Consider the following 25244-nt stretch of genomic DNA (forward strand, 5'->3'; position numbering starts at 1 on the left):
TTTGCGAAAGCTTGTTTTGGGCATCCCAGCCCAAGCAAGCAGCAAAAACTTAACGCGACCACTTATGCCTCCGGCGGCCCCGATTCGTCCTCGTCACCTCGTCCCGACCCAACAAGGGGTCGGAACATAGGCTCCAAATGACTTGACGCCGTGTCGGATGGCCTTTTATTTTGTCTCCACCTTCGCTAACGCTCAGACTCCGACAAAACAACGGCCCTACGGCTATCGCGGACTAAAAATCATCACTTCGCTTAGGCTACGTTTCCCTGATTTTCAGCGAAGGATCCCTTTCATCAAATAAAGCCGGTGGTTATCATGGATGCCGGCATTGCCAGCGCTGACAATATTGCCTGGTTAATCGAACAAGATTATCATTATCTCGTTGTCAGTCGAGAACAACATGTAAAAAACCCAAGAGATCAGAAAACTCCGGTAGCGGTCAGGGATACCCGGGACAGCAATGTTGTTGTTTATCGTGAAGTTGATCAAGAAACCGGGGAAACCCGACTCTATTGTCATTCAGAACAAAAAGCAAAAAAAGAACAAGGTATCCGTAATCGCTTCCATGCTCGTCTGGAAGAGGTCCTGGAAAAACTGCACACAGGTCTGAGCAAAAAAGGCACCCTTAAAAAATACGACAAAATACTGGAACGTATCGGACGACTACGTGAAAAACATAGCCGTGTTGCTGCAGATTACACCATTAACGTTATCGCGGATGACAAAAAAAACAAAGCCATCGGTATAGAATGGCAACGTAAACCTGAAAGTGACCAAAAAGATAAGCACTGTGGTGTTTACTGCCTAAGAACGAATATCCCTGACTGGTCGGAAGAACAGTTATGGCTAACCTATACCATGCTGACTGAGATTGAAGCGACCTTTAGAAGCCTGAAAACCGAGCTAGGCTTGCGCCCTGTCTATCACAAAAAAGAAGAGCGGGTTACCGGACACCTATTCATCACATTATTAGCTTACCACCTGGTACATGTACTGCGTTATCAACTTAGATTGCAGGACATCCATCTAAGCTGGGAAAGCATTCGCAACAGGATGTCGACCCAGCAACGCATGACCATTACTTTACCCACGGATAACGATACAATCATTCACCTGCGAACCACAAGCAAAGCAGAAACCAGACAAAAACAAATATACACTGCGTTGAATATTAACCCCGACCCGATTGGAAAAGTTAAAACGATCGTTGATATGAAACCTGTAGTGCCAACTGGGGCCGATTGAAAATTTAACTCATTGAAATAATGGGAAATTGACTGTATATGTCACGAAGATAGGCTAACAGCATGAAAATAAAATAATTCCCAGTCATTAGCATAACAAGCTATAATGCTCGGCTGAGAAAAATTCTGTACATTATATACCGCCGGATTAGCAGAACATCATGAATATAACCGCGATATACCCGGGGACATTTGATCCCGTTACCAATGGGCATCTTGATATTATTGCCCGTGCCGCAAAGTTATATCATAAGGTAATTGTTGCGGTTGCTGTCAATAGAAACAAACAGCCATTATTTGATGTCGACCAACGTGTCGCATTAATTGGACAGGTAACGACTGAGTTCACTAATGTGGAGATCATCGGCTTTGATAATTTGCTGGTTGACTGTGCTAAACAGCAGGAGGCAAATGTCGTTCTGCGTGGCTTGAGGGCTATTTCAGACTTTGAATATGAGTTTCAATTAGCGGGCATGAACCGCCGCCTATTTCCTGAGCTGGAAACCATGTTTCTAACTCCCGCTGAACAATATGGGTTTATTTCTTCGAGCATGATTAAGGAAATAGCCAGATTAGGCGGTGATGTCTCAGCGTTTGTTCCTGATAATGTACTACAGCGTTTAATTGAAAAGTTTAATAGAGGATAATCATGTCACTACTAATTGACGATGAATGTATAAATTGCGATGTTTGCGAGCCAGAGTGTCCAAACGGAGCGATCTCACAAGGTGAAGATATCTATATTATCGACCCGGATCTATGTACGGAATGTGTAGGGCATTATGACTTGCCACAATGTGTTGAAGTTTGCCCGGTAGACTGCATCGATAAAGATCCAGATAAAGCTGAAGAACAGGACTCTTTGTATCAAAAGTATCTAAAACTGACAGCTTAAATATTACACCTGCTATGCAATATAAAAAGAGGAGCATTGCTCCTCTTCTTTTTTGCATAGTGTAGTGCGGACTTCAGCCCGCTAACAGCAAAGCAACATATCTACTGAATTTAGAATAAAACCATATGGCACTACTACGCTTAAAGAAAGTCTCCATTGCATTTGGCACGCATGCATTACTTAAACAGGCCGAATTTCAATTACTCGATGGCGAACGGGTGGGGCTATTAGGGCGCAATGGTGAAGGTAAGTCCAACTTAATGAAGGTAATAATGCGGGAAGTTCATCAGGATGAAGGCGAGGTCTGGTACAAGCCTGAATTACGCATAGCGGTGCTGGAGCAGATGCCGCACTTACCTGATGAAGAAACCATTTATGATGTGGTTGCGGGTGGCCTGGGTGAAGTCGGCTTGTGGATTAGACGCTACCACGAACTGACGCTATTGACGGACTATACTAATGCCGTGATGAAGGAAATGGGTGACTTGCAGCATAAACTTGATGTGCATAATGGCTGGCAAATACAACAGCGCGTAGAAAATATCTTAAGCCGTCTGAATCTGCCAGCAGAAACCCTCGTCAAAGGCTTGTCAGGAGGCTGGAAGCGCCGGGTATCACTGGCTAAAGCATTAGTCATCGAGCCCGAAGTGTTATTACTTGATGAGCCAACCAATCACCTTGATCTGGAAAGCATACTGTGGCTGGAAGAGCAATTACTGAGTTTTAAAGGAGCAATTTTATTTGTTACACATGATCGTTCCTTCCTGCAAAAACTAGCCACCCGTATTATTGACCTCGATAGAGGACAGTTAGTTTCCTGGCCTGGTGATTATGCTGACTACCTGGTAAAAAAAGCAGCAGCATTAGAAGAAGAAGCAACCCAGAATGCCTTGTTTGATAAAAAACTGGCCGAAGAAGAAGTCTGGATACGCCAGGGAATCAAAGCGCGTAGAACGCGTAATGAAGGTCGTGTTCGTGCGCTAATGGCATTGCGTAAAGAGCGCTCACAACGACGCAATTTACAAGGTACCAGTAAATTGTCTATGGAAAGTGGTGAAGCGTCAGGGAAAAAAGTAATTGAAATGCAGGATGTTAGCTTTGCTTATCCAGACAAAGTGATCGTCAAGAACTTCTCTACCGTTATTCAGCAGGGTGACAAGATAGGCTTAATCGGTCCGAATGGCGCGGGTAAAACCAGCTTTTTAAAGCTCTTGCTAAAAGAGCTAGAGCCCGATAGCGGTAGCGTTAGCCAGGGGACAAAATTACAGGTTGCTTATTTTGACCAGCTTAGAGAAGAGCTAAACCCAGACATAAACGTAGCAGATACCATAGCCGAAGGTAACGATCATGTACTGATCAACGGCGAACCGCGTCATGTTGTTTCGTATTTAAGTGACTTTCTATTTGCACCAGAGCGAGCGCGCTCACCGGTAAAAACCCTGTCGGGCGGCGAAAAAAACCGTTTATTGCTAGCGAAGCTGTTTACCAAAACCGCAAATTTAATCATTATGGATGAGCCGACTAATGACCTGGATATGGAAACTCTGGAATTGCTGGAAGAGCGTTTAGTCGAATATAAGGGCACCTTATTAATCGTCAGCCATGACCGGGTGTTTTTAGATAATGTTGTTACCAGCGTTATTGTATTTGAAGGTCATGGGCAGGTCAGTGAATATATTGGCGGCTACTCGGACTGGTTAGCTTATAACCAGGCGCAGGCAAAACAACAGGCTAAAGCCAATAAGATAAGCAAGGCAGACAAAAAACAGCCTCCCGAAACAGCGACCAAAAAGAAAAAGCTAAGCTATAAAGAGCAAAAAGAACTGACCGAATTGCCCGTTGTTATCGAAGACCTGGAAAGTAATCAAGTAGAGATAAACCAGCAAATTGCAATGCCAGAGTTTTATCAACAAGATCAGCAAAAAATAAACCTGGTACTTGAAGGGCTGGCAAAGATCAACACCGATTTAGAACAGGCCTATGCGCGCTGGGATGAGCTAGAAGCCTTGGCAGAATAATTGATTGCAATAAGATCAAAGCTGTTTTATCATACTCTATTATTCAACGTTCGTTGAATAGTCTTATGTGGAGAGCTGGCCGAGTGGCCGAAGGCGCACGCCTGGAAAGTGTGTATACGGCAACGTATCAAGAGTTCGAATCTCTTGCTCTCCGCCATTGTTTTATTCTCAATGCCCAGTGACTTGCGAAAAGATTCACAAAGCCCACGCCGTGCGGACTTTGGTTGCATTGTCTTATTTAGAGACGCGCACTTATCGCTGATGATATACCCGAAATAGCCTAGCGTCTCAAAGCCACTTTTTGCCAGTGACTCGATTATGTTAACGGCAATTTAATGACGTTGACTTTTAGGGTTATTACTTACATTGAGCGGGTCTATTTTCTGGTTTTTATATTAAAGTATCAATCCATACCCGCTCAATGTGAGTATGATCGTAGGTGATTTAGTTTTTGCGACAGAACCTAAATTTTGACTAAATTAAATTGGGCAATAAATGAAAAAATCAGGGTTATTATTCACTGAAGTTTCCCAATAATTATTTATGGTAAAATTGAAACTATGCTACAACTATATGAAAAAAACAGTCTTTTCATTCGTTTCAAATGCTATTGCCTAAGGGGAATTAAGTAGGGGTTTGCTATAAACATGGCAAAACCACCTAAAATAAACCTCGATACACCAGCATTGTGTATTTCAGCTACTCAATAATTGGGAAACTTCAGTTATTCATAATGTTTATTTTATCCGGATGTACCGCCAAGTATGACGCTATTAGGTATGATAATACGCAATTATCAATAAATGATAGCTATTACATATCAAACCCCAAAGATGGTAAATATGACATCAGTGTTCCCCTATCAATTGAGGCCGTGAAACTAACCTCGCCACAAGAGAGCTCATAAAGCACTGTAAAGACATTCCTGTTATTATTGCGTTTTGAACTGCTCGAATGGTATACGAGCTGATACGAGATATTCTTGCATGGAAAAATAATGGATTCACAAAACGATCTCGTTTTTGGGCCTGTTGCTGCCTTATCTCCAGAGCCTCGCTATATTTTTTATCCGATGGATGAATCAATTCTGGCTGTTGTGTTTTTGAAATCTCTTCAAACACGCGCATTAAATTATAGCTCATTGCAGTCAGGCGCATTTGATTTTCAAGTGAGCGGGTATTGGAAGACCAAGCTTTGAAGTTTCCTTGAAATTACTTTTAGTGTTATTGAATGTCTTTTCAATCGTCCATCGTTTGAAATATAGCATGGCAATGGCTCCAGGGTTAATAGTCATTGGCAAGGTTGTCACAAACCGGTAAAGTTTTCCGGTTTCTGGATCACGGTAATCCACCACGTTAAATTTGATGCCCTTGTTTTCGTACACACTGTATGCTTCAACTCCTGTATTGATCTCATGCTGGGAGTCAAAAGGGATAGACTCAACCAGAGTCGCAATTGAATTTTCTTTGTAACTACTCAGCGTGTTTTTTAACTTTAAAATCAAATGGATATATTTTAATTTAACCTGACTTTAGTCATTTTCACCTTTAAAAAGGGGTGAAAATTGGACTAAAATTCAGAGAGATACATTAATTATTATTTTAAATCAATCTGTTATGAGTTTAAATTACGCTGAGTAGTTACTTTTCTTTTAGCATTGAAATCATGTAATTAGCATGTCGTTTCTGCCGATCCCACCAGACAAAGTCGGTGACGGCTTTATCGTAGACATAGAGATGTTTCTGAGAGCTGTTATTTCCCTTGTTTTGCTTTTCAATATGATCTCGTAACACAGGTATTTCTTGATGTCTCTGAGTTCCGTTTGTCACCAGACAAAGAAATCTGAGCAACCCACTTCTGAGATTCAACGCGTAAATCCCCTCGGCCGCATAAACTTTCCCCTTGCTGTTTTTTTCAGTATGGCAGGCATGATCAATAAAATGTCCATCCGCTGCTTCTATGGTGTATTCGTCAAGTTCCGGGAATGCTTTAAGATAATCAATGCCTTGCGATAGCAGTGTTTCAGCGTGAAGATGATAGCTCTGCTGTTCAAATGCCTCAAGCATACTTGTTCGTCTATGCGACTTCAGTGATTTAAAATACGTTGAGTGGGGAAGCAGCTGGCCATAAATCTGTTCATTGGTTTGGAGGAAATGGCGACCACTATCGACTACACTGATACAGCGTAATAACCCAAGGCGAATAAAGTCGATATCCTTCAACTCTGGGCATGAACGAGCCCACAAAGGATGACGCTCTGCTAACAGGGCACGTTCCATACTTTCATTGCAGTGTTGGTGAATATGTTCAGAGAGTGGTAGGTCTTTAAGCATGGGTGATATCCGTTTATGAGCTGATTAAAACGGAAATTTTTAGAAGAATTTTTTCGGCAATTGCAAGCTTTATTTGAAATTATTTGTTGTTTTTTTACGGTGCCTACAGAGTGTCTATTTGCTGTCGCTGAAAATCAGGGAAACGGAGCCTAAGCGAAGTGATGATTTTTAGTCCGCGATAGCCGTAGGGCCGTTATTTTGTCGGAGTCTGAGCGTTAGCGAAGGTGGAGACAAAATAAAAGGCCATCCGACACGGCGTCAAGTCATTTGGAGCCTATGTTCCGACCCCTTGTTGGGTCGGGACGAGGTGACGAGGACGAATCGGGGCCGCCGGAGGCATAAGTGGTCGCGTTAAGTTTTTGCTGCTTGCTTGGGCTGGGATGCCCAAAACAAGCTTTCGCAAAAATAGCGACTCCCCGATATAAGTGATTAAAATCAAAAAGATGGAAATATTCGAGTGGTGCTACCTTCAGGTAGGTTATAGGCTGCTTTGTTTAGGTACTTCTTCTTTCAATGGGAACACTGATGAAATATGATGAAATTAATTATGTTAATTCAGGTGAAATGACGAGAGATGCATTATTCAATGAGCTATCTACCCTAGGTGTTAAAACTGAAAAGGCAGATAAAACATTGAGCAAGATTGACTCACTTCTCAGTGCCAAACAACAAGGGTATGTTTTTTTAATTTACCAAACTATTTTACACTGGGAAGACAGAGCAACTGAATGGAGTGGTTTACGCGATAGGGCAAAAATTAAATTAGAACTTATTGACACGGATACAAAAGTTACTGTCGATAACGCAATTTTTAATTTAGTTGGTACTTGGTGGACATTTGGTGGTCTACATCCTCAAGATATGGTGAGTGAGGCGGTGAAAGAGTATTTTAAAAAAGTATTTGATTTGGAAAAATAGGCTAACCCATCTTCGTCACTTTCATCTTTCTAAGCCATTGATTCATCGGTTTAAGCGATTTTTTGTCGAAAAATTCTCTTTAAAATCAATGGTGTTTTTTTTGAAAGTTTTGTAGTGCCATTTATATTATTTTTGTCGATAAATTCATTGACTTTTGTCAAAAAAATCATCATTATTTGAGTGTAATTTACATGCGACAAAAATACTCTAAAAAATCCAACGTTTTATACAAAAACACAAAATCTGTAGTGCCAACTGGCTACTTTTTAAAATTTCAACCAATTGATTTATAACAACTACATCATCAATAGTGACGAATATGGGCTAAGGACAACGGACAAATATAGGCTCTTTTCACTTTCCTGTTGGCCAGATACTAAAGAGCGAGTATTTAATAACTGAAGTTTCCCAATTATTGAGTAGCTGAAATACACAATGCTGGTGTATCGAGGTTTATTTTAGGTGGTTTTGCCATGTTTATAGCAAACCCCTACTTAATTCCCCTTAGGCAATAGCATTTGAAGCGAATGAAAAGACTATTTTTTTCATATAGTTGTAGCATAGTTTCAATTTTACCATAAATAATTATTGGGAAACTTCAGTAACAAAATGCTTCCCCCCTTAAATATGAGCGTACCTGAATTAGCTAAGGCCGAAAATATTCCTTACGGAACGCTGTATACGTGGAAGCAAACTTATGTTGATAAGAAGTGCAAAAACACTAAAAACACAAGCCATTCTCCTATACAGTGGACAGCCGAGAAAAAATTATCAGCCATTATAGAAACAAGTACCCTGAGCGAGCAAGAGTGTAATGAATATTGTCGTACACATGGGCTTTATAAAGCTGAACTTGAGTCCTGGAAGACCCATTTTATTAAAGGATCAGAGCAAAACGTGACGCAAGAAAAAACAGATAGAAACGTATTAAAACAATTACGTAGTGAAAACAAAAAATTAAAGAAAGAGCTTAATCGCAAAGAGAAAGCACTTGCAGAAACAGTGGCCTTATTGGTGCTTAGAAAAAAGCTGGATGCGCTCTGGGAGGAAAACGAGGACGCTTAATTCCTCACTCAGAGCGCGTAAATTATGTCACATGGATCAATGAAGCCATTGGACAAGGTGCCAGAAAGGGCAAAGCCTGTGATATTGTTGGTATCAGCATTCGTACCTTACAAAACTGGCAAGTTAACGGAGGAGTAGAGGCCGATAGAAGGTCGGATGCCATACGTTCATCTCCTAATAATAAATTAAGCGAATATGAGCAACTTGCTATTTTAATGACCTGTAATGAGGACGAGTATGCCAATTTACCACCGAGTCAAATCGTCCCTATCCTGGCAGACAAAGGCATCTACATTGCCTCCGAATCATCATTTTATCGAGTGTTGCATAAAGCAGAACAAGTCACACATAGAGGGCGGGCTAAAGAGCGCAAAAACACCTCCAAACCAACGAGTTATATCGCAGAAAAAGCGAACCAGGTATGGACGTGGGATATCAGCTACATGCCAACACCCATCGTGGGTCAGTTCTACTATTTATATATGATAGAGGACATTTATAGCCGAAAAATAGTCGGGGCTGAAGTGTATGAACAAGAAAGTGGCGAAGATGCCGCTACACTACTTGAGCGTAGCCTATTAAAGGAAAAAATGATGTATAACCCATTGGTGCTCCATTCTGATAATGGCGCACCAATGAAATCACTCACCTTGCGCAGCAAAATGTATGATTTAAACTTAACCAGCTCATACAGCCGCCCACGAGTGAGTAATGACAACCCTTATTCTGAAGCTTTGTTTAGAACGGTAAAGTATTGTCCTGACTGGCCTGGCAGTGGCTTTGATAGTCTTGATGAAGCCCGGGAATGGGTAGGTAACTTTGTCGAATGGTATAACAACGAGCACCGGCACAGCAAAATAAAATTCGTCACACCTGCGGAACAACATGAAGGAAAAGACAAAAATATTCTTGAAATGCGAGATAAATTATATCTCCAGAAGAAAAAAGAAAAACCTTCCAGATGGTCTGGCTCAACCAGAAACTGGGATGCTACAGGGCCAGTTTCATTAAATCCTGACAGGACTGATGAAGCGGCTTAAATAATTTAGGCGAAAACTATCTTGAAAAACACCGGAATTTTTCACCTTCACTGGCATCCACGCCAAGTAAGTCTTTGATCTCACCATCAAAACCATGCAAATAAGCATCAAAATCAATATCAAAAGATTTATCGTTCGCGTATATATCTTTAAGAGTCTTTCCATGTTCAAAGATATAAACGTTGTAGCCTTGCCCTCTATCTCGTATCAGGTCGATAAAATCTTCTTTATCAATATCGGCTATAGCATCTTCACCAATATCCGCCTTCAATTCATCAAACGCTGAAAATCATGGAAACGGAGCTTAGCGAAGTGTTGATTTTTAGTCCCTGATAGGCGACAGGGCAATTTGCTGATTCGACGTGTGCTAGCAGCACGCGAGAGGAGCAAGAATTGCATTCCGAATAGCCGTCTAGCCAGTGAGGTAGTAATGACGAAGCGTCTTTTGTGCGTAGTCGTTGCGGACGCAGGGCGTTCAGGGCATCTCCCATCCGCTGCGTAGGTGAACGAATTATGGCGACAGGAGTCCCGGAATTTCGTGAGGTAGCATGGCGCGCCTGCATTCTAATTAAGCGGCTTTCGATCATTGCTAAAGCAAAAAAAAGCATCATGAAAGATGGCCATTCGGATTCTTTGATTCCTGATCCTCGCAATAAATCAGCGGTGTTCCATATTTTTGATTCGTACGCTGAAAATCATGGAAACGTAGCTTAGCGAAGTGGTGATTTTTAGTCCCTGATAGGCGACAGGGCAATTCGCTGATTCGACGTGTGCTAGCAGCACGCGAGAGGAGCAAGAATTGGATTCCGAATAGCCGTCCAGCCAGTGAGGTAGTAATGACGAAGCGTCTTTTGTGCGTAGTCGTTGCGGACGCAGGGCGTTCAGGGCATCTCCCATCCGCTGCGTAGGTGAACTAATTATGGCGACAGGAGTCCCGGAATTTCGTGAGGTAGCATGGCGCGCCTGTTGAAGAATATTATTGTTATTGTTCATTATGCCGTTCAGTTATTATTTTTGGAGTCCATTCATGTCTATCTATTGTGTGAACGGGTTGTTTTATAAAATCATTTTTTAAGTGTATTCGACCATTCTCTGGATGTGTGAAAAACAGACAAAATCTGAATTTGTTGGTTTTTTACTCGATAGGGCAAGAGGTAGTGTGTACCTGTCAAAACTAACTCTCGTGTCCCTTCCACCCTACCTTTTCGTCCCAGCTGAGGATTGTTTTGTAATACGGTTACGTGCTCTTTAATTTCAGCAAGCAAAGTACGAGCAGCTCTAAGATTTTCTTCGGCGATGTATTCAAAGATTTCCCGCAAATCCTGACGAGCAGGTTCAGTCCAGACTATTTTCACGCTTTATTTTTGGCTTTCTGTTCAATCAAAGTATCCATTTCTTGCATGACTTGATTATGTTCGACTAACTCACCACGATCAGCCGCTTCTATTCCTTGGGTGATTTTTTCAATCTGCCAAGCATGGGTTTCCAGGTATTCTTGAATGGCCTGGTTTACTAAATAATTACGTGATCTATCCAGTGACCCTGCTATATCATCAAGTTGGTGTACGATGTTTGATTCTGCTCTAACAGTAAATGCTTCAGTGGCCATAATAAATACCTTGGTTCAATATGGTTCATTTGTAATCATAGTTTATACTTTATATATCCGCCACCAACTTGCTCAACCTCTCCTGCCCTGCATGTGTATAAATCTGAGTGGTAGCAATACTTTCATGCCCCAACAAAGCCTGTATATCAATCAGCTGTACATCTTTTTCAAGCAAGCGGGTTGCGTAAGTATGACGCAATTTATGTGGCGTAACTTTTTTATCAATACCACTCGATGTTCAAGTTTTTTAACTGATTGATTTTATTGATAATTTTACTGACAAAGAAAGCATCAACATCATTGTAAATCAATCACTTATAAAACAAAGCCGGAAAAATTTACTTTTCTTAGCCCAGTTATAGCTGAAAACTTGAACATCGAGTACCAGCTTTATCTATCATCTTTTTCAAATATGCCCGGACTGCATGTTGGCCAATAGGTTTACCACCTGGTTTCTTTGCAAACAGGTATTCATCCCGTGATTTATCAGCAATAAACAAGGCTAACTCTCGCATAAATCCTTCAGGCAATGGCACTTGTCTTTCCTTATTGACCTTCCCTATTAATCTTACTGATTGCGCCATGCCATCTACTACACGAATATCACTTACTTTTAAACCTAGTGCTTCGCTAATGCGTAGTCCAGTTTTTTGAATCAATGTAAACAGTAGCTCATTGTACAGAACACCCTGGGAAGTTTTTTGTGAAATGACTGGGTTGAATTTAAATAACTGAAGTTTCCCAATTATTGAGTAGCTGAAATACACAATGCTGGTGTATCGAGGTTTATTTTAGGTGGTTTTGCCATGTTTATAGCAAACCCCTACTTAATTCCCCTTAGGCAATAGCATTTGAAACGAATGAAAAGACTATTTTTTTCATATAGTTGTAGCATAGTTTCAATTTTACCATAAATAATTATTGGGAAACTTCAGTTTAAATAAATCACAGGGTGTTGCATTTATAGCTTGAATCCGGGTTCTTTCCGAATAATTGAGACTGCAAAGTTCAGTTTTGAGACACGTTCAGTCAACGTAACCAACACCCCGCGATGCCCTTTACCAATGACAGTATCAGCTTCCCAATCACCTAACCGAATTTTATCGTCGACAAGTTGAGGGCGCTGATCAATATCAACACGACCGGGAATCGTACCCCGATAATCATCTTTTCCATAGCGTTTACGGTAAGGTTTTGCTTGATGCCTTAAATACGTATACAATTCACCACCAGCAGCTTTATCAGTCAGAATTAACTACCACGCTTATAAAACGTGGTTTAAATTCGACCTAGAAGGCCGTTCTCAGCAAAACCCCTGCCGGGGCCTTGCTGAAATAAGATTCAAGTTGTTCCCAATATTTTAGTGGTTATTTATTTTCTTGGAATTTTACATACTTTCTTATCATTCCTGCATCCATACCTACGGTATCAACACAATAACCCGCCGACAAAAAATGATTCCCCCAATACTTCTTTGTTCGCAAGCTGGGAAACCTCTGGAAAGCTTGAATGGCAGTCTTACCTTTTACTCTTCCAACTAAATTTGATACTGAAACCTTTGGTGGTATTTTTACAAGTAAATGGACATGATCAGCCTGAACATTTAATTCGATGACTTCACATCCCGCTCTTTCGGTATGTGCATAAATGCTTTGATAAACATACCGTCCAAGATCTCCTTTTAAAATTTTATAACGATACTTTGGCACAAAGACAATATGGTACTGGAAAAACTAGACCACATGTGATAATTTTTGGAATCTGCTCATTTGTTTCTCCTAGTTAAATTGCGGGAACAACTTAACTAATTGATACTCTTGAGCAGACCTTTACGCAAAGCTTTTTTTACCCCCGCCCACAGGGCGCGGTTATCTAAGTTGTAATATAGCGATAAATGGTTTCATGGCTGACGGATGCTTTCCCTTCTCTTTTTAACCTACCTGAGATGCAGTCTGGACTCCATTTTTGCTTTAGTAACGGCGTAATTATTTGTCCCAATTCAGCTGTCAGTTTGATCAGTTTAGGCTTGTCAATATGTCGTTGTGTAGCCATGCTCTGAGCTTGCTTATAACGATAGCCACACTTACCTGTATTGCGTTTAAGTTCGCGACTTATACTCGACTTATGGCGCCCCATTCATTCAGCAATTTTGCCGATAGAAATAGTTTGTTTTCGCATCAAGTAAATATGGTATCTTTCCTCTTGGGTTAGATGGTTGAACGTATTCATTGAGTACCTCTTTTAGTTTCAGGTTTTAGTCGACGGAAACTATACCATCTAACCTTTTTAAGAGGTGTTGCATTTATTATATGAATTCGGGGAATCTGAATTGACAAAAGACGCAATTATTGAAGTGCTTACACCCACGCTGAAAATCATGGAAACGGAGCTTAGCGAAGTGGTGATTTTTAGTCCCTGATAGGCGACAGGGCAATTTGCTGATTCGACCTGTGCTAGCAGCACGCGAGAGGAGCAAGAATTGCATTCCGAATAGCCGTCCAGCCAGTGAGGTAGTAATGACGAAGCGGCTTTTGTGCGTAGTCGTTGCGGACGCAGGGCGTTCAGGGCATCTCCCATCCGCTGCGTAGGTGAACGAATTATGGCGACAGGAGTCCCGGAATTTCGTGAGGTAGCATGGCGCGCCTGTTGATCGGCTGTTTGCAGCTGATTCAAGTAGTCTTATACTTTTTCGCTACAAGGACCATTCTTGCTATCTATGGGGAGGTCGCCCAAAGCATTCAGCTTTCTAAGAAACGACCATATGGGTAAAATTTCATCTCCCACACTATCAACAAAAGTGTTCGCAGTAGTATCAATACTTCTTTTACCAACATCAGTAAATATTGAACTTATATATTGATAACCTGCATAGAGATCCTTCGCGACCGCTCCAAGAGCACCTGTAACCTTACCTGTGACTATACCGCCTGTGTAATTCCATACGCAGCTTAAATACCAATTATCATAGTCATCTAAGCCCTGAAGATCGTATGTATAGGAAAATGTATCTGTATATTCATCAGGGGGATAAATTTTAGGCTTGATTAAAGCTAGCTGAGGTTGCGCTTTCAACATTCGCTGAAAATCATGGAAACGTAGCTTAGCGAAGTGGTGATTTTTAGTCCCTGATAGGCGACAGGGCAATTCGCTGATTCGACGTGTGCTAGCAGCACGCGAGAGGAGCAAGAATTGCATTCCGAATAGCCGTCCAGCCAGTGAGGTAGTAATGACGAAGCGTCTTTTGTGCGTAGTCGTTGCGGACGCAGGGCGTTCAGGGCATCTCCTATCCGCTGCGTAGGTGAACGAATTATGGCGACAGGAGTCCCGGAATTTCGTGAGGTAGCATGGCGCGCCTGGCCTCAGGAAGTATACGTTTGACAATCACTTTAGGTATTTTTCCATTTTTACAATCTGTAATCTCTCCCTCAACAAACCAATTATTTTCATCAAGCGAGCTTCTCGGTTGCACAGTCATTGCCTGACTAGACATTGTAGGGGCAAGTTCAGAACGGCGGGCAAAGGTATTGGTATAAGGGTTATTAATCACACGCTGTCAGCCCCGGACGGGCTGATAGTCTCCAGAAGGCGCAGGGAAATTTGCCAATCCGAAGTGCGCGATAGCGCGCGAGGGAGGCTAAAATTTTATCCCGAATAGCCGTAGAGCCATTTGTGGTAGCCATGACTGAGCTGCTTTGTGCTCAGTCTGTGGCGGACGCAGGGCGGCTGGAGCATCTCCTATTCGCTGCGTAGGTGAACGAATTACGGCGACAGGAGTCCCGGAATTTCGTGAGGTAGCATGGCGCGCCTGATATTTTCAGTAGTGCCATTATCCAATTCAATTGAAACATTCACCTCAGACTCGGAGATATACTTTAAAACCATTCTACCGCCATCATCAGATGATGTTACACCAACGAGCCGACTATACTGGTCAAAGTCCATGCTCAAATAAAATGAAAAATCACCATTACTGTCCTTTTTATCCAATACTAGTTGAGTATAATGTTGCAACACGCCCGCATCATCTTTAGCACCAAAAAAAGAATAAAAAAGATCATTTTGATCAACTGCTGTCATGATCCAGTTATCCTCTTTTACCGTATTTACGAAAATACCCTTTACACCATCGGAGTGCTGAAAAGAAGTTGACCACAACCAGGATGGTGCTAAAGCACCTGCTGGTGTTACCATTAAATAGGTAGTATAGGTTCCTGGCGGCAAATTAGTAACCGGAAATTTTGATAAAATGCTTCCCCTAATACTCGATGTTCAAGTTTTTTAACTGATTGATTTTACTGATAATTTTACTGACAAAGAAAGCATCAACATCATTGTAAATCAATCACTTATAAAACAAAGCCGGAAAAATTTACTTTTCTTAGCCCAGTTATAGCTGAAAACTTGAACATCGAGTAATAGCTTCAGCGCTATTTTTTCTCCAGGGCGTTAAACCATTTGCAAATAATTCCTGTATATTGCCTGATTCGGTAAATAAATAAATTTCAGCAGGATTGATGGCTGTAGATTGATATCCAAGATAGACATCAACAGGCGCATCAAAGCCATTCATGGCAACCGAAAAGTCTAATAACTCACCATTCTCAGCAACCGACCCTAGGCCTATAGGAAAGGAGGTTTCAAGTTTGTTACTTTTCACTGGTGATACGATTGGTGCATATTCGAAGGCATGATCAACTGCTGGAACCGACCATATATTACAACTTAGATAACCGCGCCCTGTAGGCGGGGGTAAAAAAAGCTTTGCGTAAAGATCTGCTCAAGAGTATCAAGTAGTTAAGTTGTTCCCGCAATTTAACTAGGAAAAACAAATGAGCAGATTTCAAAAATTATCACATGTCGTCTGGTTTTGCCCGTACCATATTGTTTTTGTACCAAAATATCGTTATCAAATTTTAAAAGGGCTCTTGGTAAGTATGTTTATCAAAGCATTTATGCTCCCTGAATTCAAGTCATAAGTACATAACCCAATAAATTTTTCATATCTATCACTCGATGTTCAAGTTTTTTAACTGATTGATTTTATTGATAATTTTACTGACAAAGAAAGCATCAACATCATTGTAAATCAATCACTTATAAAACAAAGCCGGAAAAATTTACTTTTCTTAGCCCAGTTATAGCTGAAAACTTGAACATCGAGTATCACAGTCAGCTCTTCAAATACCTCATAAGGTGTTTTGTAATTGAGACACTTTTTAGGGCGACTATTTAGCTTATCAACGGCTATAAAAACCTCTTTTATCGTAACATCAATCAACTCCATTACTTTAGGGAAATACTGTCTTAATAAGCCATTAGCATTCTCATTTTGCCCTCTTTCCCAAGAGCTGTAGGGAGTCGCAAAATACGTATCACAGCCTAGTGCTTCTGCTATTTTTTCATGCAGGGTAAACTCTTTCCCGTTATCAAAAGTAATTGTTTTAACAAAGCTTTTTATAGGATCAAGCATTAAAATAGTTGCGTCTAATACATATTGAGCCTTTTTCCCCGCTAAAGGGAAGGTCAACCGTAATTTAGAGACTCGCTCATCCAACGTTACAATCGCCCCTTTGTGATTTTTCCCAATGATTGTATCTGCCTCCCAATCACCTATACGCTTACGGTTGTTGACCTCTTCAGGACGCTCATCTATATCGACTCTATTAGGGATTCCTGTCCTATTATGGGCTGACCCATACCGCTTGCGATAGGTTTTGTTCTGATGCCGAAGATGCTTGTATAGTTCACCCCCTGCCTTTTTGTCCGCCAGAATATGCTGGTAGATTGTTTCATGATGAAGACTAATTATACCTTTTTGTTTTAACCGCCCTGCAATCTGCTCAGGACTCCAGTCATCCTCAATGCGAACATTAACAATGCCTTTTATTTCATCCGTTAATTTAACCTCTTTAGGCTTGTTTTTGTGTCGTTCTTGGGCAAAATCTTCTGCTTGTTTATACCTGTAGCCTCTTTGACCTGTATTGCGTTTAATCTCGCGTGAAATATTGCTTTGGCTTCGTTCTAAGGCTTCTGCTATTTTATTCTGTGAAGTTCCCTTTTTTAATTCAATTTCTATATAATATCTTTCTTCAGGACATAGGTGTGTATAGCTCATTTGTAGCCTCTGTAAATTGTTTGGTAGCTGTTTACTTTACACCTATGTCTTGTCTTAATTCAACAGGTGTTAGTCTAGCCAATACTTGCAGAGGGTTATGCACTTATTATACGAATTCAGGCTCATACAGAGAGAGCTGGATGTGAAGTTATCGAATTAAATGTACAAACTGATCATGTCCACTTACTTGTAAAAATACCCCCAAGGTTTCAGTATCAGATATAGTTGGAAGAGTAAAAGGAAAAACTGCAATTCAAGCTTTCCAGAAATTTCCGTGCTTGCGAACAAAGAAGTATTGGGGGAATCATTTTTGGTCGGCTGGTTACTGTGTTGATACCGTAGGTATGGATGCAGAAATGATAAGAAAGTATGTAAAGTTCCAAGAAAATAAATAACCACTAAAATATTGGGAACAACTTGATCTTATTTCAGCAAGGCCCCATAGGGGTTTTGCTGAGAACGGCCTTTTAGGTCGAATTTAAACCACGTTTTATAAGCGTGGTAGTTAATTTTCACAAAGTTCAGGATGCTCTGTAGGGCAACTTTCAGCATTTTGCGAAGTTAACTCATATTCAATGATAAAATTTCTTGAGCCAAAAAATTGCTCTCCGTTAGCGTCAGTAAAAGTACCGGTGTATACATCATTCCATACCGCTGGGGTGTTACCCGCATATGGCATAGTTATTGGAGGGGGGGTGGCTTGGAAAATATTGTAGATATTCCTCAGAGCGACCTGCTCCAGTAACGCCTGCCCAGCGGAAGAAATTGTTCGGTTCTCCAGATCGCCAGTTGGTATAATTCCATTCTTCACCAGTCAACCAGTGCCAGTCAGCCTCTTTTTCAGCTGCTGTGGTTTCATATGTGGTAGGAGTTTGGTACCCTCCTAATAAAAAATTTACTTCACTAAAAGGTAGGCTTGCAATAAAATCACTTTCTTTTGCAGACGTAATAGTAGCCAGATATCCCTTATATAGTTGCCCAGAATCATCCGTGTAGCTTTGTCCGGATGCCCAGTCTCTTGCTTCTTCCCAGGATATAGAGGGAGCATCAATAACAACACCCTCATAATAATGCCCGTTTTCAGCCCATTTAACAGGTGCTGCAGATGCAACCCCCAGCCCATAGAATAAAAAGCAGCCTATAATTGAGGCTATTATTCGTTTTTCCTTTATGTTTATAGTTTTCATACCCATTCTCCTTAGTGAAGGTTTTATCATTTGTAAAAAAGCCTAATAATCTCGCTACCCCAGTTTGTTATAAACTGTTCCATATGGCGAGTAGGGCTAGTTTTTAGTTCTCTAAAATCGCCTATTTTGAATAAATTTCCAAGGTTCATAAGCAATTAGTTATCTTGTTATTTACATAAAATTTATACGTTTATTGTTCAGGACATTCAACTGAGTAAATTAGTCAAAATATCTAAAATGTGCAGTAGTTCACGTTTTATAGAAAAATAATAAAATAGCCATATGAAAAAGCACTAAGTAGAGTTTTCTGGAGTGTGAAATGCCTGTTATCGCGCCTTGAAGACAAACAAAAATCCTGCGCAATCTGGTATATTCTTTTCCAGTTCCCTTATTAGACATGATTACCTTACTGAAAAATGGTTTAACAGATTTGTTGAATTGTTTTTATTGAACATGTAGGGCGATACTATGATGCTGCGAATTCTGCTGTTTATGTATTGCCCAAATATCCAGAGTTAAAAAATTCTGGGTATTTGGGTGTTAGAATATGGGACGTTTTTTTGCAGAAGTATAACAACGCATATAGCGATAATAATCATGAGATTCAGAAATGGGTAGGCAACAAGTATTTGAACAGTTAGCGGAAGATTTTGATTTAAAACCAGCAGATTATTATTTTCTGGAACTTATTCCGCTCATTGAAGTGATGTGGCTAGATGGTAAAAATCAGCAGAGTGAGTTAAATATTCTGTATCAGTTTGTAGTAGAGCATATCGCATATATTGATCAGGCAGCAGGTATCCAGGTTCTAACGGTTAAGGATGCCAATGATTTTCTGGATCGTTTTGCGCACCAGAAACCACCACAAAAACTTCTCACAGGGCTTCATAATATTATTGCCAAGGGAAATGGCGTGATAGCGCCCCGTAAAATGAATATTCTGGAGTATTGCCTGGATATTTCAGCCGCGTGTGTCGTGCATTACCCGTATGGCATGCGTGAGCGAATCCGGCATGATGAAAAAGAATTTCTACTGCGGCTATTTGCTGAATTTAATATTTCTCCAAAAAAACCTGCCGATATTTTCTGAAAAGCGCATAGCGCCCGCTATGGCTTTGTCTGTATAAGCACTACTTTCTATTCTAAAACCGAAGGGCATTTGCAAGTATGCACTATGAATAAGTCACTGTTTTACGTAAAATACCTGCAAATTTATTAACTTCAGGAAAACGTTTTATTATGAATAACAAAGCAATGGCATTGACTATCGGTTTTACTGCATTATCAAGTGTTCAGTTCACAGCACAGGCGGCAAATATAGATGCAGGTAGAGATGCTTTTGAAAGCTGTAGAGGTTGCCATAGTGCTCCGGGGTATAGCAATGTTTACCCTACCTATTATGTTCCTAAAATAGGCGGGCAGGTGTCGGCTTATACGGCTGCGGCTTTGACTGCGTATAAACAGTCAAGCCGTCCGCACGGTACAATGATGGCAAATACCTATGATTTGTCTGAGCAAAAAATCGAAGATATTGCTGCTTATTTAGCGACGGTAACGGATGGCTCTACTAAAGCAAATGCAAATGGTGGCGATGCAGCAAATGGCAAAAACTTAGCCGCTGCATGTATGGCTTGTCATAATGATGATACTAATGACGGGGCAGCTAACCCTCGGTTAGCTGGGCAGCATGCGAATTATTTGGAAAAAGCGATGCAGGAATATCAGTCTGGCGCACGAAAAAATGCCTTAATGCAGTCAATGCTACAAGGTTTATCTAATGACGAGATTAAGGACATCGCCGCGTATTTTACGAGCTTAAAAGGCCTAACAGCAACAAAGTAAGCGGGATTATAGACAGGCAGGTTTTTCAATCTGCCTTTTTTATACCTGCTGGAAAATATAACGGTAGCTATGCATGATTAGCTATTAATTCTATAGTTTGGAATAACAATAAGAGAAGCAAGAAATGGCAGAGACAGTCGAAGAGCTAACCGTCACCTATGAAGATGGTGGTATAGAAACCGTAAAAGAACTAGATAAAAAAGTCTTAACCAAAGGTGCATGGGCGACCATTATCTATCGCTATCAAGACTGGAATAGAAGCAAAGAAGAGTATAGCCCAGACAAATTCACCATCCGCCGCTATCAAAAACGTGATGGCGAATATCAGCAAAAGTCTAAATTTAATATCTCTAGTGAAAAACAGGCTAGAGAGATTATCGTGGCTCTACAAGACTGGTTAGGTGAATAGGCTCTAACTTACTGGTCTTTTTGTCCGTCTTCTGCGTTGCGACAGCAGTTATATAGAATGACTATGTGGTTGTTATCACGCCTTGAAGACAAATAAAAATCCTGTGAAATCAGGTATGTTCTTTTCCGACAATCGCTGAAAATCATGGAAACGGAGCTTTAGCGAAGTGAAGATTTTTAGTCTGCGATAGCCGTAGGGCCGTTGTTTTGTCGGAGTCTGAGCGTTAGCGAAGGTGGAGACAAAATAAAAGGCCATCCGACACGGCGTCAAGTCATTTGGAGCCTATGTTCCGACCCCTTGTTGGGTCGGGACGAGGTGACGAGGACGAATCGGGGCCGCCGGAGGCATAAGTGGTCGCGTTAAGTTTTTGCTGCTTGCTTGGGCTGGGATGCCCAAAACAAGCTTTCGCAAAAATAGCGACTCCCCGAGATAGGCGACAGGGCAATTCGCTGATTCGACGTGTGCTAGCAGCACGCGAGAGGAGCAAGAATTGCCGTCCAGCCAGTGAGGTAGTAATGACGAAGCGGCTTTTGTGCGTAGTCGTTGTGGACGCAGGGCGTTCGCTGTCAGCCCCGGACGCAGGGCGGCTGGAGCATCTCCTACGCTGTCAGCCCCGGACGGGCTGATAGTCTCCAGAAGGCGCAGGGAAATTTGCCAATCCGAAGTGCGCGATAGCGCGCGAGGGAGGCTAAAATTTTATCCCGAATAGCCGTAGAGCCATTTGTGGTAGCCATGACTGAGCTGCTTTGTGCTCAGTCTGTGGCGGACGCAGGGCGGCTGGAGCATCTCCTATTCGCTGCGTAGGTGAACGAATTACGGCGACAGGAGTCCCGGAATTTCGTGAGGTAGCATGGCGCGCCTGCGCTGAAAATCCTGGAAACGGAGCTTTAGCGAAGTGAAGATTTTTAGTCCGCGATAGCCGTAGGGCCGTTGTTTTGTCGGAGTCTGAGCGTTAGCGAAGGTGGAGACAAAATAAAAGGCCATCCGACACGGCGTCAAGTCATTTGGAGCCTATGTTCCGAACCCTTGTTGGGTCGGGACAAGGTGACGAGGACGAATCGGGGCCGCCGGAGGCATAAGTGGTCGCGTTAAGTTTTTGCTGCTTGCTTGGGCTGGGATGCCCAAAACAAGCTTTCGCAAAAATAGCGACTCCCCGATTCGCTGCGTAGGTGAACGAATTACGGCGACAGGAGTCCCGGAATTTCGTGAGGTAGCATGGCGCGCCTGCATCTTAATGGAAATGAGACCTTTAGTCGCGCATAAATAAGGCGGGGCTGAAGAACCCGCTTCCGAGTGTATAACGCTATGCAAATAACTTGCTAATACGCTGAAAAAACCTGATTTTAAAAGGGCTTTTATGCGTGATGTGTCACTTGCACCCGGTGCAATGGACTGTAATTTTTCAAATAACTCTTGCGCCTGATCCGTTTGCTTTTTGTGGATATAATATTCGCAAATAACGAATGTTAGCCCAGTGTATTCGGTGATATGAAACTGGATTCTCTTCGGGTAAAGTATTTTGAGTTCAAAGTGGTTGGCAAAGATTTTTGGAATTTCATCAGGATTGTTTTCAGCTAAACATAAGCGTGCATAATTACAGCGGGCAAAGATATTTTTTGGGTTTTTCTGATAATTTTCACGGATCACCTGTTTTTGTTTCAGAGGATCTACACGCCCGTATGCGATGGCAAGGCAGCTATAAATTAAGGGCAGGGGGTATTGCTGTTTTAGCTCCAGTAATCGAGGAATAGCTTCTGCGCCATTTACTTCGGCGATCTCTGATAAGCTGTTAAATTCATCCTGGATTGCTTGCGGCAGGTTACGGAAGCGCTGGTCTAAAATAGGCGCAGTCGTTAGCTCATAGGACTCATTCGTGGCTTTGTTGGAACTGGCGATGTTGGTCGTTGCCCGGATTGAGGTTCTGGTTTTCTTTGACATGGAAATTAATTGAGTAGGTCGATATCGGGTTTTAAATTAGGCCATTTGCTAAAAGCAAAGAACCAGATCATAACAATATTTACGATGGGAATTAACAGGCATAAAATGAAAATCTTGGGATAGCCAGCTTTTTCTACAATTTTACTGCCTAACCATAAAGTAAACAGCATAAACAAGAAAATTAACACATATTCCATTACTCTTGCTCCTCTTCTTTTAAGTTAGGCCAGGGTAATAAGGCGAGCTGCAGAAAAATCATTAATAAGCCTAATCCCGGTAAAAAAAACCAGCAGTCCCCAGGCAGGATTGAAACCTGCTTTCTTATAAATTAAGTACACCGGAACCAGGATCATTAAACCCACGATAACCAGGCAGCCAAATTCAGGAAAGATAAACATAGTTTGCTCCCTAAGTTTTTCATCAGTGTTCCCATTGAAAGAAGAAGTACCTAAACAAAGCAGCCTATAACCTACCTGAAGGTAGCATCACTCGAATATTTCCATCTTTTTGATTATAATCACTTATAACAGCAAATAGACACTCTGTAGGCACCGTAAAAAAACAACAAATAATTTCAAATAAAGCTTGCAATTGCCGAGAAAATTTTTCTAAAAATTTCCGTTTTAATCACCTCATAAACGGATATCACCCGTGCTTAAAGACCTACCACTCTCTGAACATATTCACCAACACTGCAATGAAAGTATGGAATGTGCCCTGTTAGCAGAGCGTCATCCTTTGTGGGCTCGTTCATGCCCAGAGTTGAAGGATATCGACTTTATTCGCCTTGGGTTATTACGCTGTATCAGTGTAGTCGATAGTGGTCGCCATTTCCTCCAAACCAATGAACAGATTTATGGCCAGCTGCTTCCCCACTCAACGTATTTTAAATCACTGAAGTCGCATAGACGAACAAGTATGCTTGAGGCATTTGAACAGCAGAGCTATCATCTTCACTCTGAACACTACTATCGCAAGGCATTGATTATCTTAAAGCATTACCGGAACTTGACGAATACACCATAGAAGCAGCGGATGGACATTTTATTGATCATGCCTGCCATACTGAAAAAAACAGCAAGGGGAAAGTTTATGCGGCCGGGGGGATTTACGCGTTGAATCTCAGAAGTGGGTTGCTCAGATTTCTTTGTCTGGTGACAAACGGAACTCAGAGGCATCAAGAAATACCTGTGTTACGAGATCATATTGAAAAGCAAAATATAATCCCCCAGCAAATCCAGACAAGAAATCAAAGCAATCTTATTCCAAATTAGTTACTATTTGTAAAAAATTGGAGTATTAAAATGAGCAGAAAAAGAACGGTCTACAGTGCTGAATTTAAAAGCAAGTTGGTATTAGAAGTTTTAAAGAATGAAAAAACACTGCAAGAAATTGCCAGTGCAAATAACATCACACCTAAGAACCTACAAAACTGGAAAAAAATATTCTTAGACAATGCAGAAATAGCAATGGAGCCCTCCAAAGCCGTTAAAGATTACAAAGAGGATCTATTAGCAGCTCAAGAACAAAATGAGATGCTCACAAAAATCGTAGGAAAAATGACGGTTGAAAAGGAGTGGCTCGAAAAAAAGCTAAAAAGCTTGGACTCATCTGATAGAAAACAGTTGATTGAGCCCAAGCTTAACACTCTACCTCTAACACAGCAGTGTGCATTATTAGGATTAAATAGAAGCAATCTCTATTACAAAAAAAGAGAGAATAAAAAGAAAGAAGAGATCAAAACTCAGATTAATCACATTTTTAAAGACATCCCTATTTATGGTGCGGCTAAAGTACACCAGCAGTTGCTTGAAGGTGGTTTTAAAGTCAGTTTAAACACGGTGGCGAGTTATCGGCAGCAGATGGGCTTGAAAGCCGTATTAGCGGTAAAACAAGTCAATACAACGATCCCCATAAAAGAACATAAAAAATATACTTATAAGCTTAGAGATCTTGATATATCACACGCTAACCAAGTTTGGAGTACAGATATAACCTATATTAAAACCAAAGAAGGGATGGTTTATTTAGCGGCGATTATTGATTGGCACTCAAAAGCAGTGCTCGCCCATAAAATATCAAACACAATGGATTCTTTTTTAGTTATGGATGTATTAGATGAAGCGCTTTCTCTCTACGGAACACCTGAAATTTTTAATACGGATCAAGGCAGTCAATACACCAGTGAAATTCATACCCAACGACTAAAAAACAAAGGCATTACTATTTCTATGGATGGAAAAGGACGAGCAACGGATAATATTTGTATTGAACGGTTTTGGCGAAGTGCAAAATGTGAGCGTATTTATTTAAATGAATATGGTTCAATTAGAGCGTTAATAGAAGATGTTGATGACTATATTGAGTTTTATAATCATCAACGGTTTCATGAAACCCTGGACTATAAAAAACCAATGAATGTATATAGAGAAAGTATTTTAGCTAATGAACAGCAGAATGAAGCGGCTTAGGAATATGGAATAAGGATTGTTGAAAAATCTGTCTTGACTCTTTGGGGTGCTATAAAACAAGGGAAATAACAGCTCTCAGAAACATCTCTATGTCATACGATAAAGCCGTCACCGACTTTGTCTGGTGGGATCGGCAGAAACGACATGCTAATTACATGAT

42 protein-coding genes, 1 tRNA gene and 4 pseudogenes are annotated in these 25244 nt (G+C 41.1%); 20 read left to right on the forward strand and 27 right to left on the reverse strand.

All coding sequences use genetic code 11. From position 1 onward, the window contains the following. Nucleotide 1 precedes the first annotated feature (1 nt). From K6984_RS32605 to K6984_RS04705, 7 genes and pseudogenes are all read left to right on the forward strand, one after another. Nucleotides 2-130, forward strand: coding sequence for a hypothetical protein (locus tag K6984_RS32605; protein WP_263458596.1), 129 nt, complete (start codon nt 2-4; stop codon nt 128-130). 27 nt (nt 131-157) lie between these two features. Then, nucleotides 158-301 (forward strand): hypothetical protein, encoded by a 144-nt coding sequence (locus tag K6984_RS04680; protein ID WP_221894429.1) that lies wholly within the window; start codon nt 158-160, stop codon nt 299-301. Further along, nucleotides 280-1245: pseudogene (locus K6984_RS04685) on the forward strand (IS1634 family transposase); the annotation flags it as partial. The gene K6984_RS04680 and the pseudogene K6984_RS04685, both read left to right, overlap by 22 nt. Before the next feature lie 160 nt (nt 1246-1405). Next, entirely contained in the window at nt 1406-1891 is a 486-nt protein-coding gene (coaD, locus tag K6984_RS04690; protein WP_221894431.1) for a pantetheine-phosphate adenylyltransferase, read from the forward strand. A gap of 2 nt (nt 1892-1893) precedes the next feature. Continuing rightward, nucleotides 1894-2139: a YfhL family 4Fe-4S dicluster ferredoxin gene (locus K6984_RS04695; protein ID WP_221894432.1), complete on the forward strand. Its 246-nt coding sequence runs from the start codon at nt 1894-1896 to the stop codon at nt 2137-2139. 125 nt (nt 2140-2264) lie between these two features. Next, the gene (locus K6984_RS04700) at nt 2265-4157 is read left to right on the forward strand and encodes an ATP-binding cassette domain-containing protein (RefSeq protein WP_221894433.1); all 1893 of its coding nucleotides are present in this window, start codon (nt 2265-2267) and stop codon (nt 4155-4157) included. 69 nt (nt 4158-4226) lie between these two features. Then, nucleotides 4227-4314: transfer RNA gene (locus K6984_RS04705), tRNA-Ser, on the forward strand. Between the two features lie 691 nt (nt 4315-5005). On the opposite strand, the gene K6984_RS04710 is transcribed toward K6984_RS04705, so the two are convergent. The 4 genes from K6984_RS04710 to K6984_RS32610 all read right to left on the reverse strand — a co-directional run bounded on the left by K6984_RS04710 (nt 5006) and on the right by K6984_RS32610 (nt 6893). Continuing rightward, complete coding sequence (locus K6984_RS04710) at nt 5006-5314, reverse strand: hypothetical protein (protein WP_221894434.1); 309 nt, start codon at nt 5312-5314, stop codon at nt 5006-5008. Then, nucleotides 5305-5661, reverse strand: a complete 357-nt coding sequence (locus tag K6984_RS04715) for a hypothetical protein (protein ID WP_221894435.1) — start codon at nt 5659-5661, stop codon at nt 5305-5307. The genes K6984_RS04710 and K6984_RS04715 overlap by 10 nt, the downstream gene beginning before the upstream one ends. A gap of 136 nt (nt 5662-5797) precedes the next feature. Next, on the reverse strand, nt 5798-6490 hold the full coding sequence (locus K6984_RS04720; protein WP_221894436.1) for a hypothetical protein: 693 nt from the start codon (nt 6488-6490) through the stop codon (nt 5798-5800). Between the two features lie 274 nt (nt 6491-6764). Next, on the reverse strand, nt 6765-6893 hold the full coding sequence (locus K6984_RS32610; RefSeq protein WP_263458596.1) for a hypothetical protein: 129 nt from the start codon (nt 6891-6893) through the stop codon (nt 6765-6767). Between the two features lie 110 nt (nt 6894-7003). Between K6984_RS32610 and K6984_RS04725 the strand changes: the two genes are divergently transcribed. Next, complete coding sequence (locus tag K6984_RS04725; protein WP_221894437.1) at nt 7004-7408, forward strand: DUF4823 domain-containing protein; 405 nt, start codon at nt 7004-7006, stop codon at nt 7406-7408. 609 nt (nt 7409-8017) lie between these two features. Then, nucleotides 8018-9513, forward strand: a protein-coding gene (locus tag K6984_RS04730; RefSeq protein ID WP_420831644.1) for an IS3 family transposase whose coding sequence is annotated in 2 segments (ribosomal slippage) — nt 8018-8444 and nt 8444-9513 — 1497 coding nt in all. Because the reading frame shifts where the segments join, the coding sequence is not laid out codon by codon here. A 16-nt stretch (nt 9514-9529) separates the two neighbouring features. Here K6984_RS04730 and K6984_RS04735 read toward each other — a convergent pair. Both K6984_RS04735 and K6984_RS04740 read right to left on the reverse strand, forming a co-directional pair. Beyond that, nucleotides 9530-9784: a hypothetical protein gene (locus K6984_RS04735; RefSeq protein ID WP_230987897.1), complete on the reverse strand. Its 255-nt coding sequence runs from the start codon at nt 9782-9784 to the stop codon at nt 9530-9532. A 4-nt stretch (nt 9785-9788) separates the two neighbouring features. After that, nucleotides 9789-10004 carry a hypothetical protein gene (locus tag K6984_RS04740; RefSeq protein ID WP_221894438.1) on the reverse strand — a complete coding sequence of 72 codons (216 nt, stop codon included), beginning with the start codon at nt 10002-10004 and terminating at the stop codon, nt 9789-9791. Here K6984_RS04740 and K6984_RS04745 point away from each other — a divergent pair. Then, a complete protein-coding gene (locus tag K6984_RS04745; protein ID WP_221894439.1) occupies nt 9961-10227 on the forward strand; it encodes a hypothetical protein in 267 nt (88 codons plus the stop codon). The two genes, K6984_RS04740 and K6984_RS04745, sit on opposite strands and share 44 nt — an antisense overlap. On the opposite strand, the gene K6984_RS04750 is transcribed toward K6984_RS04745, so the two are convergent. The 10 genes and pseudogenes from K6984_RS04750 to K6984_RS04795 form a co-directional block, all read right to left on the reverse strand. After that, complete coding sequence (locus K6984_RS04750; RefSeq protein WP_221894440.1) at nt 10171-10410, reverse strand: hypothetical protein; 240 nt, start codon at nt 10408-10410, stop codon at nt 10171-10173. The two genes, K6984_RS04745 and K6984_RS04750, sit on opposite strands and share 57 nt — an antisense overlap. Before the next feature lie 167 nt (nt 10411-10577). After that, nucleotides 10578-10868 carry a type II toxin-antitoxin system RelE/ParE family toxin gene (locus K6984_RS04755; protein ID WP_221894441.1) on the reverse strand — a complete coding sequence of 97 codons (291 nt, stop codon included), beginning with the start codon at nt 10866-10868 and terminating at the stop codon, nt 10578-10580. Then, on the reverse strand, nt 10865-11122 hold the full coding sequence (locus tag K6984_RS04760) for a CopG family ribbon-helix-helix protein (protein WP_221894442.1): 258 nt from the start codon (nt 11120-11122) through the stop codon (nt 10865-10867). Before K6984_RS04760 ends, K6984_RS04755 begins: the two co-directional genes overlap by 4 nt. A 49-nt stretch (nt 11123-11171) precedes the next feature. After that, a complete protein-coding gene (locus K6984_RS04765) occupies nt 11172-11297 on the reverse strand; it encodes a tyrosine-type recombinase/integrase (RefSeq protein WP_420831643.1) in 126 nt (41 codons plus the stop codon). 181 nt (nt 11298-11478) lie between these two features. Next, entirely contained in the window at nt 11479-11781 is a 303-nt protein-coding gene (locus K6984_RS04770) for a tyrosine-type recombinase/integrase (RefSeq protein WP_230987898.1), read from the reverse strand. A 320-nt stretch (nt 11782-12101) separates the two neighbouring features. Then, nucleotides 12102-12374: pseudogene (locus K6984_RS04775) on the reverse strand (IS30 family transposase); the annotation flags it as partial. A gap of 115 nt (nt 12375-12489) precedes the next feature. Continuing rightward, nucleotides 12490-12840, reverse strand: coding sequence for an IS200/IS605 family transposase (tnpA, locus tag K6984_RS04780; RefSeq protein ID WP_230987907.1), 351 nt, complete (start codon nt 12838-12840; stop codon nt 12490-12492). Nucleotides 12841-12994: 154 nt separating this feature from the next. Next, nucleotides 12995-13174 (reverse strand): hypothetical protein, encoded by a 180-nt coding sequence (locus K6984_RS04785; RefSeq protein ID WP_338024437.1) that lies wholly within the window; start codon nt 13172-13174, stop codon nt 12995-12997. Nucleotides 13175-13408: 234 nt separating this feature from the next. Next, entirely contained in the window at nt 13409-13699 is a 291-nt protein-coding gene (locus tag K6984_RS04790; RefSeq protein ID WP_221894445.1) for a hypothetical protein, read from the reverse strand. Between the two features lie 102 nt (nt 13700-13801). Continuing rightward, entirely contained in the window at nt 13802-14197 is a 396-nt protein-coding gene (locus tag K6984_RS04795; RefSeq protein WP_221894446.1) for a hypothetical protein, read from the reverse strand. A 168-nt stretch (nt 14198-14365) separates the two neighbouring features. Between K6984_RS04795 and K6984_RS32615 the strand changes: the two genes are divergently transcribed. Next, the gene (locus K6984_RS32615) at nt 14366-14500 is read left to right on the forward strand and encodes a hypothetical protein (RefSeq protein ID WP_263458656.1); all 135 of its coding nucleotides are present in this window, start codon (nt 14366-14368) and stop codon (nt 14498-14500) included. Between the two features lie 161 nt (nt 14501-14661). Here the strand turns inward: K6984_RS32615 and K6984_RS04800 are convergent, their stop codons facing one another. The 3 genes from K6984_RS04800 to K6984_RS04810 all read right to left on the reverse strand — a co-directional run bounded on the left by K6984_RS04800 (nt 14662) and on the right by K6984_RS04810 (nt 15692). Beyond that, on the reverse strand, nt 14662-14802 hold the full coding sequence (locus K6984_RS04800) for a hypothetical protein (protein ID WP_221894447.1): 141 nt from the start codon (nt 14800-14802) through the stop codon (nt 14662-14664). Nucleotides 14803-14881: 79 nt separating this feature from the next. Next, the gene (locus K6984_RS04805; protein ID WP_221894448.1) at nt 14882-15343 is read right to left on the reverse strand and encodes a hypothetical protein; all 462 of its coding nucleotides are present in this window, start codon (nt 15341-15343) and stop codon (nt 14882-14884) included. Between the two features lie 166 nt (nt 15344-15509). Continuing rightward, on the reverse strand, nt 15510-15692 hold the full coding sequence (locus K6984_RS04810; protein ID WP_221894449.1) for a hypothetical protein: 183 nt from the start codon (nt 15690-15692) through the stop codon (nt 15510-15512). 259 nt (nt 15693-15951) lie between these two features. Between K6984_RS04810 and K6984_RS30600 the strand changes: the two are divergent. Then, nucleotides 15952-16044: pseudogene (locus K6984_RS30600) on the forward strand (IS200/IS605 family transposase); the annotation flags it as partial. Between the two features lie 164 nt (nt 16045-16208). On the opposite strand, the gene K6984_RS04815 reads toward K6984_RS30600, so the two are convergent. Next, nucleotides 16209-17237 (reverse strand): IS30 family transposase, encoded by a 1029-nt coding sequence (locus K6984_RS04815; protein WP_230987899.1) that lies wholly within the window; start codon nt 17235-17237, stop codon nt 16209-16211. 114 nt (nt 17238-17351) lie between these two features. Between K6984_RS04815 and tnpA (K6984_RS04825) the strand changes: the two are divergent. Beyond that, a pseudogene (tnpA, locus tag K6984_RS04825) lies at nt 17352-17632 on the forward strand (IS200/IS605 family transposase); the annotation flags it as partial. Nucleotides 17633-17899: 267 nt separating this feature from the next. Here tnpA (K6984_RS04825) and K6984_RS04830 read toward each other — a convergent pair. After that, nucleotides 17900-18430 carry a C-type lectin-like domain-containing protein gene (locus K6984_RS04830; RefSeq protein ID WP_221894450.1) on the reverse strand — a complete coding sequence of 177 codons (531 nt, stop codon included), beginning with the start codon at nt 18428-18430 and terminating at the stop codon, nt 17900-17902. A gap of 604 nt (nt 18431-19034) precedes the next feature. Between K6984_RS04830 and K6984_RS04835 the strand changes: the two genes are divergently transcribed. From K6984_RS04835 to K6984_RS04845, 3 genes are all read left to right on the forward strand, one after another. Beyond that, on the forward strand, nt 19035-19514 hold the full coding sequence (locus K6984_RS04835) for a hypothetical protein (protein ID WP_221894451.1): 480 nt from the start codon (nt 19035-19037) through the stop codon (nt 19512-19514). A 149-nt stretch (nt 19515-19663) separates the two neighbouring features. Then, nucleotides 19664-20266, forward strand: a complete 603-nt coding sequence (locus K6984_RS04840; RefSeq protein ID WP_221894452.1) for a c-type cytochrome — start codon at nt 19664-19666, stop codon at nt 20264-20266. Between the two features lie 124 nt (nt 20267-20390). After that, nucleotides 20391-20675 carry a hypothetical protein gene (locus K6984_RS04845; protein ID WP_221894453.1) on the forward strand — a complete coding sequence of 95 codons (285 nt, stop codon included), beginning with the start codon at nt 20391-20393 and terminating at the stop codon, nt 20673-20675. Nucleotides 20676-20750: 75 nt separating this feature from the next. On the opposite strand, the gene K6984_RS04850 is transcribed toward K6984_RS04845, so the two are convergent. From K6984_RS04850 to K6984_RS32630, 5 genes are all read right to left on the reverse strand, one after another. Beyond that, entirely contained in the window at nt 20751-20930 is a 180-nt protein-coding gene (locus K6984_RS04850) for a hypothetical protein (protein ID WP_221894454.1), read from the reverse strand. Between the two features lie 27 nt (nt 20931-20957). Then, entirely contained in the window at nt 20958-21086 is a 129-nt protein-coding gene (locus K6984_RS32620; protein ID WP_263458596.1) for a hypothetical protein, read from the reverse strand. Between the two features lie 188 nt (nt 21087-21274). After that, complete coding sequence (locus K6984_RS32625; protein WP_263458593.1) at nt 21275-21409, reverse strand: hypothetical protein; 135 nt, start codon at nt 21407-21409, stop codon at nt 21275-21277. A 79-nt stretch (nt 21410-21488) separates the two neighbouring features. Further along, nucleotides 21489-21659 (reverse strand): hypothetical protein, encoded by a 171-nt coding sequence (locus K6984_RS04855; protein WP_221894455.1) that lies wholly within the window; start codon nt 21657-21659, stop codon nt 21489-21491. Between the two features lie 27 nt (nt 21660-21686). Then, nucleotides 21687-21815, reverse strand: coding sequence for a hypothetical protein (locus K6984_RS32630; protein WP_263458642.1), 129 nt, complete (start codon nt 21813-21815; stop codon nt 21687-21689). Between K6984_RS32630 and K6984_RS04860 the strand changes: the two genes are divergently transcribed. After that, nucleotides 21793-21942, forward strand: coding sequence for a hypothetical protein (locus K6984_RS04860; protein ID WP_221894456.1), 150 nt, complete (start codon nt 21793-21795; stop codon nt 21940-21942). The genes K6984_RS32630 and K6984_RS04860 overlap by 23 nt on opposite strands. Nucleotides 21943-22834: 892 nt before the next feature. On the opposite strand, the gene K6984_RS04865 is transcribed toward K6984_RS04860, so the two are convergent. After that, complete coding sequence (locus tag K6984_RS04865; protein ID WP_338024438.1) at nt 22835-23011, reverse strand: hypothetical protein; 177 nt, start codon at nt 23009-23011, stop codon at nt 22835-22837. A 253-nt stretch (nt 23012-23264) separates the two neighbouring features. Between K6984_RS04865 and K6984_RS04870 the strand changes: the two genes are divergently transcribed. The 3 genes from K6984_RS04870 (at nt 23265) to K6984_RS04880 (ending at nt 25084) form a co-directional block, all read left to right on the forward strand. Further along, nucleotides 23265-23639: a hypothetical protein gene (locus K6984_RS04870; RefSeq protein ID WP_221894457.1), complete on the forward strand. Its 375-nt coding sequence runs from the start codon at nt 23265-23267 to the stop codon at nt 23637-23639. Between the two features lie 89 nt (nt 23640-23728). Continuing rightward, a complete protein-coding gene (locus K6984_RS04875) occupies nt 23729-23887 on the forward strand; it encodes a hypothetical protein (RefSeq protein WP_221894458.1) in 159 nt (52 codons plus the stop codon). Between the two features lie 30 nt (nt 23888-23917). Beyond that, nucleotides 23918-25084 carry an IS3 family transposase gene (locus tag K6984_RS04880; protein WP_087870166.1) on the forward strand — a complete coding sequence of 389 codons (1167 nt, stop codon included), beginning with the start codon at nt 23918-23920 and terminating at the stop codon, nt 25082-25084. Nucleotides 25085-25244: the final 160 nt, after the last annotated feature.

Source organism: Bathymodiolus japonicus methanotrophic gill symbiont, assembly GCF_019721995.1.
Lineage (GTDB): Bacteria > Pseudomonadota > Gammaproteobacteria > Methylococcales > Methylomonadaceae > Methyloprofundus.

Coding starts and splice junctions, on each gene's coding strand:
- K6984_RS04680 (WP_221894429.1), top strand. CDS start 158: ATGGCCTTTTATTTTGTCTCCACCTTCGCTAACGCTCAGACTCCGACA.
- coaD (WP_221894431.1), top strand. CDS start 1,406: ATGAATATAACCGCGATATACCCGGGGACATTTGATCCCGTTACCAAT.
- K6984_RS04695 (WP_221894432.1), top strand. CDS start 1,894: ATGTCACTACTAATTGACGATGAATGTATAAATTGCGATGTTTGCGAG.
- K6984_RS04700 (WP_221894433.1), top strand. CDS start 2,265: ATGGCACTACTACGCTTAAAGAAAGTCTCCATTGCATTTGGCACGCAT.
- K6984_RS04710 (WP_221894434.1), bottom strand. CDS start 5,314: ATGCGCCTGACTGCAATGAGCTATAATTTAATGCGCGTGTTTGAAGAG.
- K6984_RS04720 (WP_221894436.1), bottom strand. CDS start 6,490: ATGCTTAAAGACCTACCACTCTCTGAACATATTCACCAACACTGCAAT.
- K6984_RS04725 (WP_221894437.1), top strand. CDS start 7,004: ATGGGAACACTGATGAAATATGATGAAATTAATTATGTTAATTCAGGT.
- K6984_RS04740 (WP_221894438.1), bottom strand. CDS start 10,004: ATGGGAGATGCCCTGAACGCCCTGCGTCCGCAACGACTACGCACAAAA.
- K6984_RS04750 (WP_221894440.1), bottom strand. CDS start 10,410: ATGGGAGATGCCCTGAACGCCCTGCGTCCGCAACGACTACGCACAAAA.
- K6984_RS04760 (WP_221894442.1), bottom strand. CDS start 11,122: ATGGCCACTGAAGCATTTACTGTTAGAGCAGAATCAAACATCGTACAC.
- K6984_RS04785 (WP_338024437.1), bottom strand. CDS start 13,174: ATGGCTACACAACGACATATTGACAAGCCTAAACTGATCAAACTGACA.
- K6984_RS04790 (WP_221894445.1), bottom strand. CDS start 13,699: ATGGGAGATGCCCTGAACGCCCTGCGTCCGCAACGACTACGCACAAAA.
- K6984_RS04795 (WP_221894446.1), bottom strand. CDS start 14,197: ATGTTGAAAGCGCAACCTCAGCTAGCTTTAATCAAGCCTAAAATTTAT.
- K6984_RS04800 (WP_221894447.1), bottom strand. CDS start 14,802: ATGGCTACCACAAATGGCTCTACGGCTATTCGGGATAAAATTTTAGCC.
- K6984_RS04810 (WP_221894449.1), bottom strand. CDS start 15,692: ATGAATGGCTTTGATGCGCCTGTTGATGTCTATCTTGGATATCAATCT.
- K6984_RS04815 (WP_230987899.1), bottom strand. CDS start 17,237: ATGAGCTATACACACCTATGTCCTGAAGAAAGATATTATATAGAAATT.
- K6984_RS04830 (WP_221894450.1), bottom strand. CDS start 18,430: ATGGGTATGAAAACTATAAACATAAAGGAAAAACGAATAATAGCCTCA.
- K6984_RS04835 (WP_221894451.1), top strand. CDS start 19,035: ATGGGTAGGCAACAAGTATTTGAACAGTTAGCGGAAGATTTTGATTTA.
- K6984_RS04840 (WP_221894452.1), top strand. CDS start 19,664: ATGAATAACAAAGCAATGGCATTGACTATCGGTTTTACTGCATTATCA.
- K6984_RS04845 (WP_221894453.1), top strand. CDS start 20,391: ATGGCAGAGACAGTCGAAGAGCTAACCGTCACCTATGAAGATGGTGGT.
- K6984_RS04850 (WP_221894454.1), bottom strand. CDS start 20,930: ATGGCCTTTTATTTTGTCTCCACCTTCGCTAACGCTCAGACTCCGACA.
- K6984_RS32625 (WP_263458593.1), bottom strand. CDS start 21,409: ATGGCTACCACAAATGGCTCTACGGCTATTCGGGATAAAATTTTAGCC.
- K6984_RS04855 (WP_221894455.1), bottom strand. CDS start 21,659: ATGGCCTTTTATTTTGTCTCCACCTTCGCTAACGCTCAGACTCCGACA.
- K6984_RS04860 (WP_221894456.1), top strand. CDS start 21,793: ATGCCCAAAACAAGCTTTCGCAAAAATAGCGACTCCCCGATTCGCTGC.
- K6984_RS04865 (WP_338024438.1), bottom strand. CDS start 23,011: ATGTTTATCTTTCCTGAATTTGGCTGCCTGGTTATCGTGGGTTTAATG.
- K6984_RS04880 (WP_087870166.1), top strand. CDS start 23,918: ATGAGCAGAAAAAGAACGGTCTACAGTGCTGAATTTAAAAGCAAGTTG.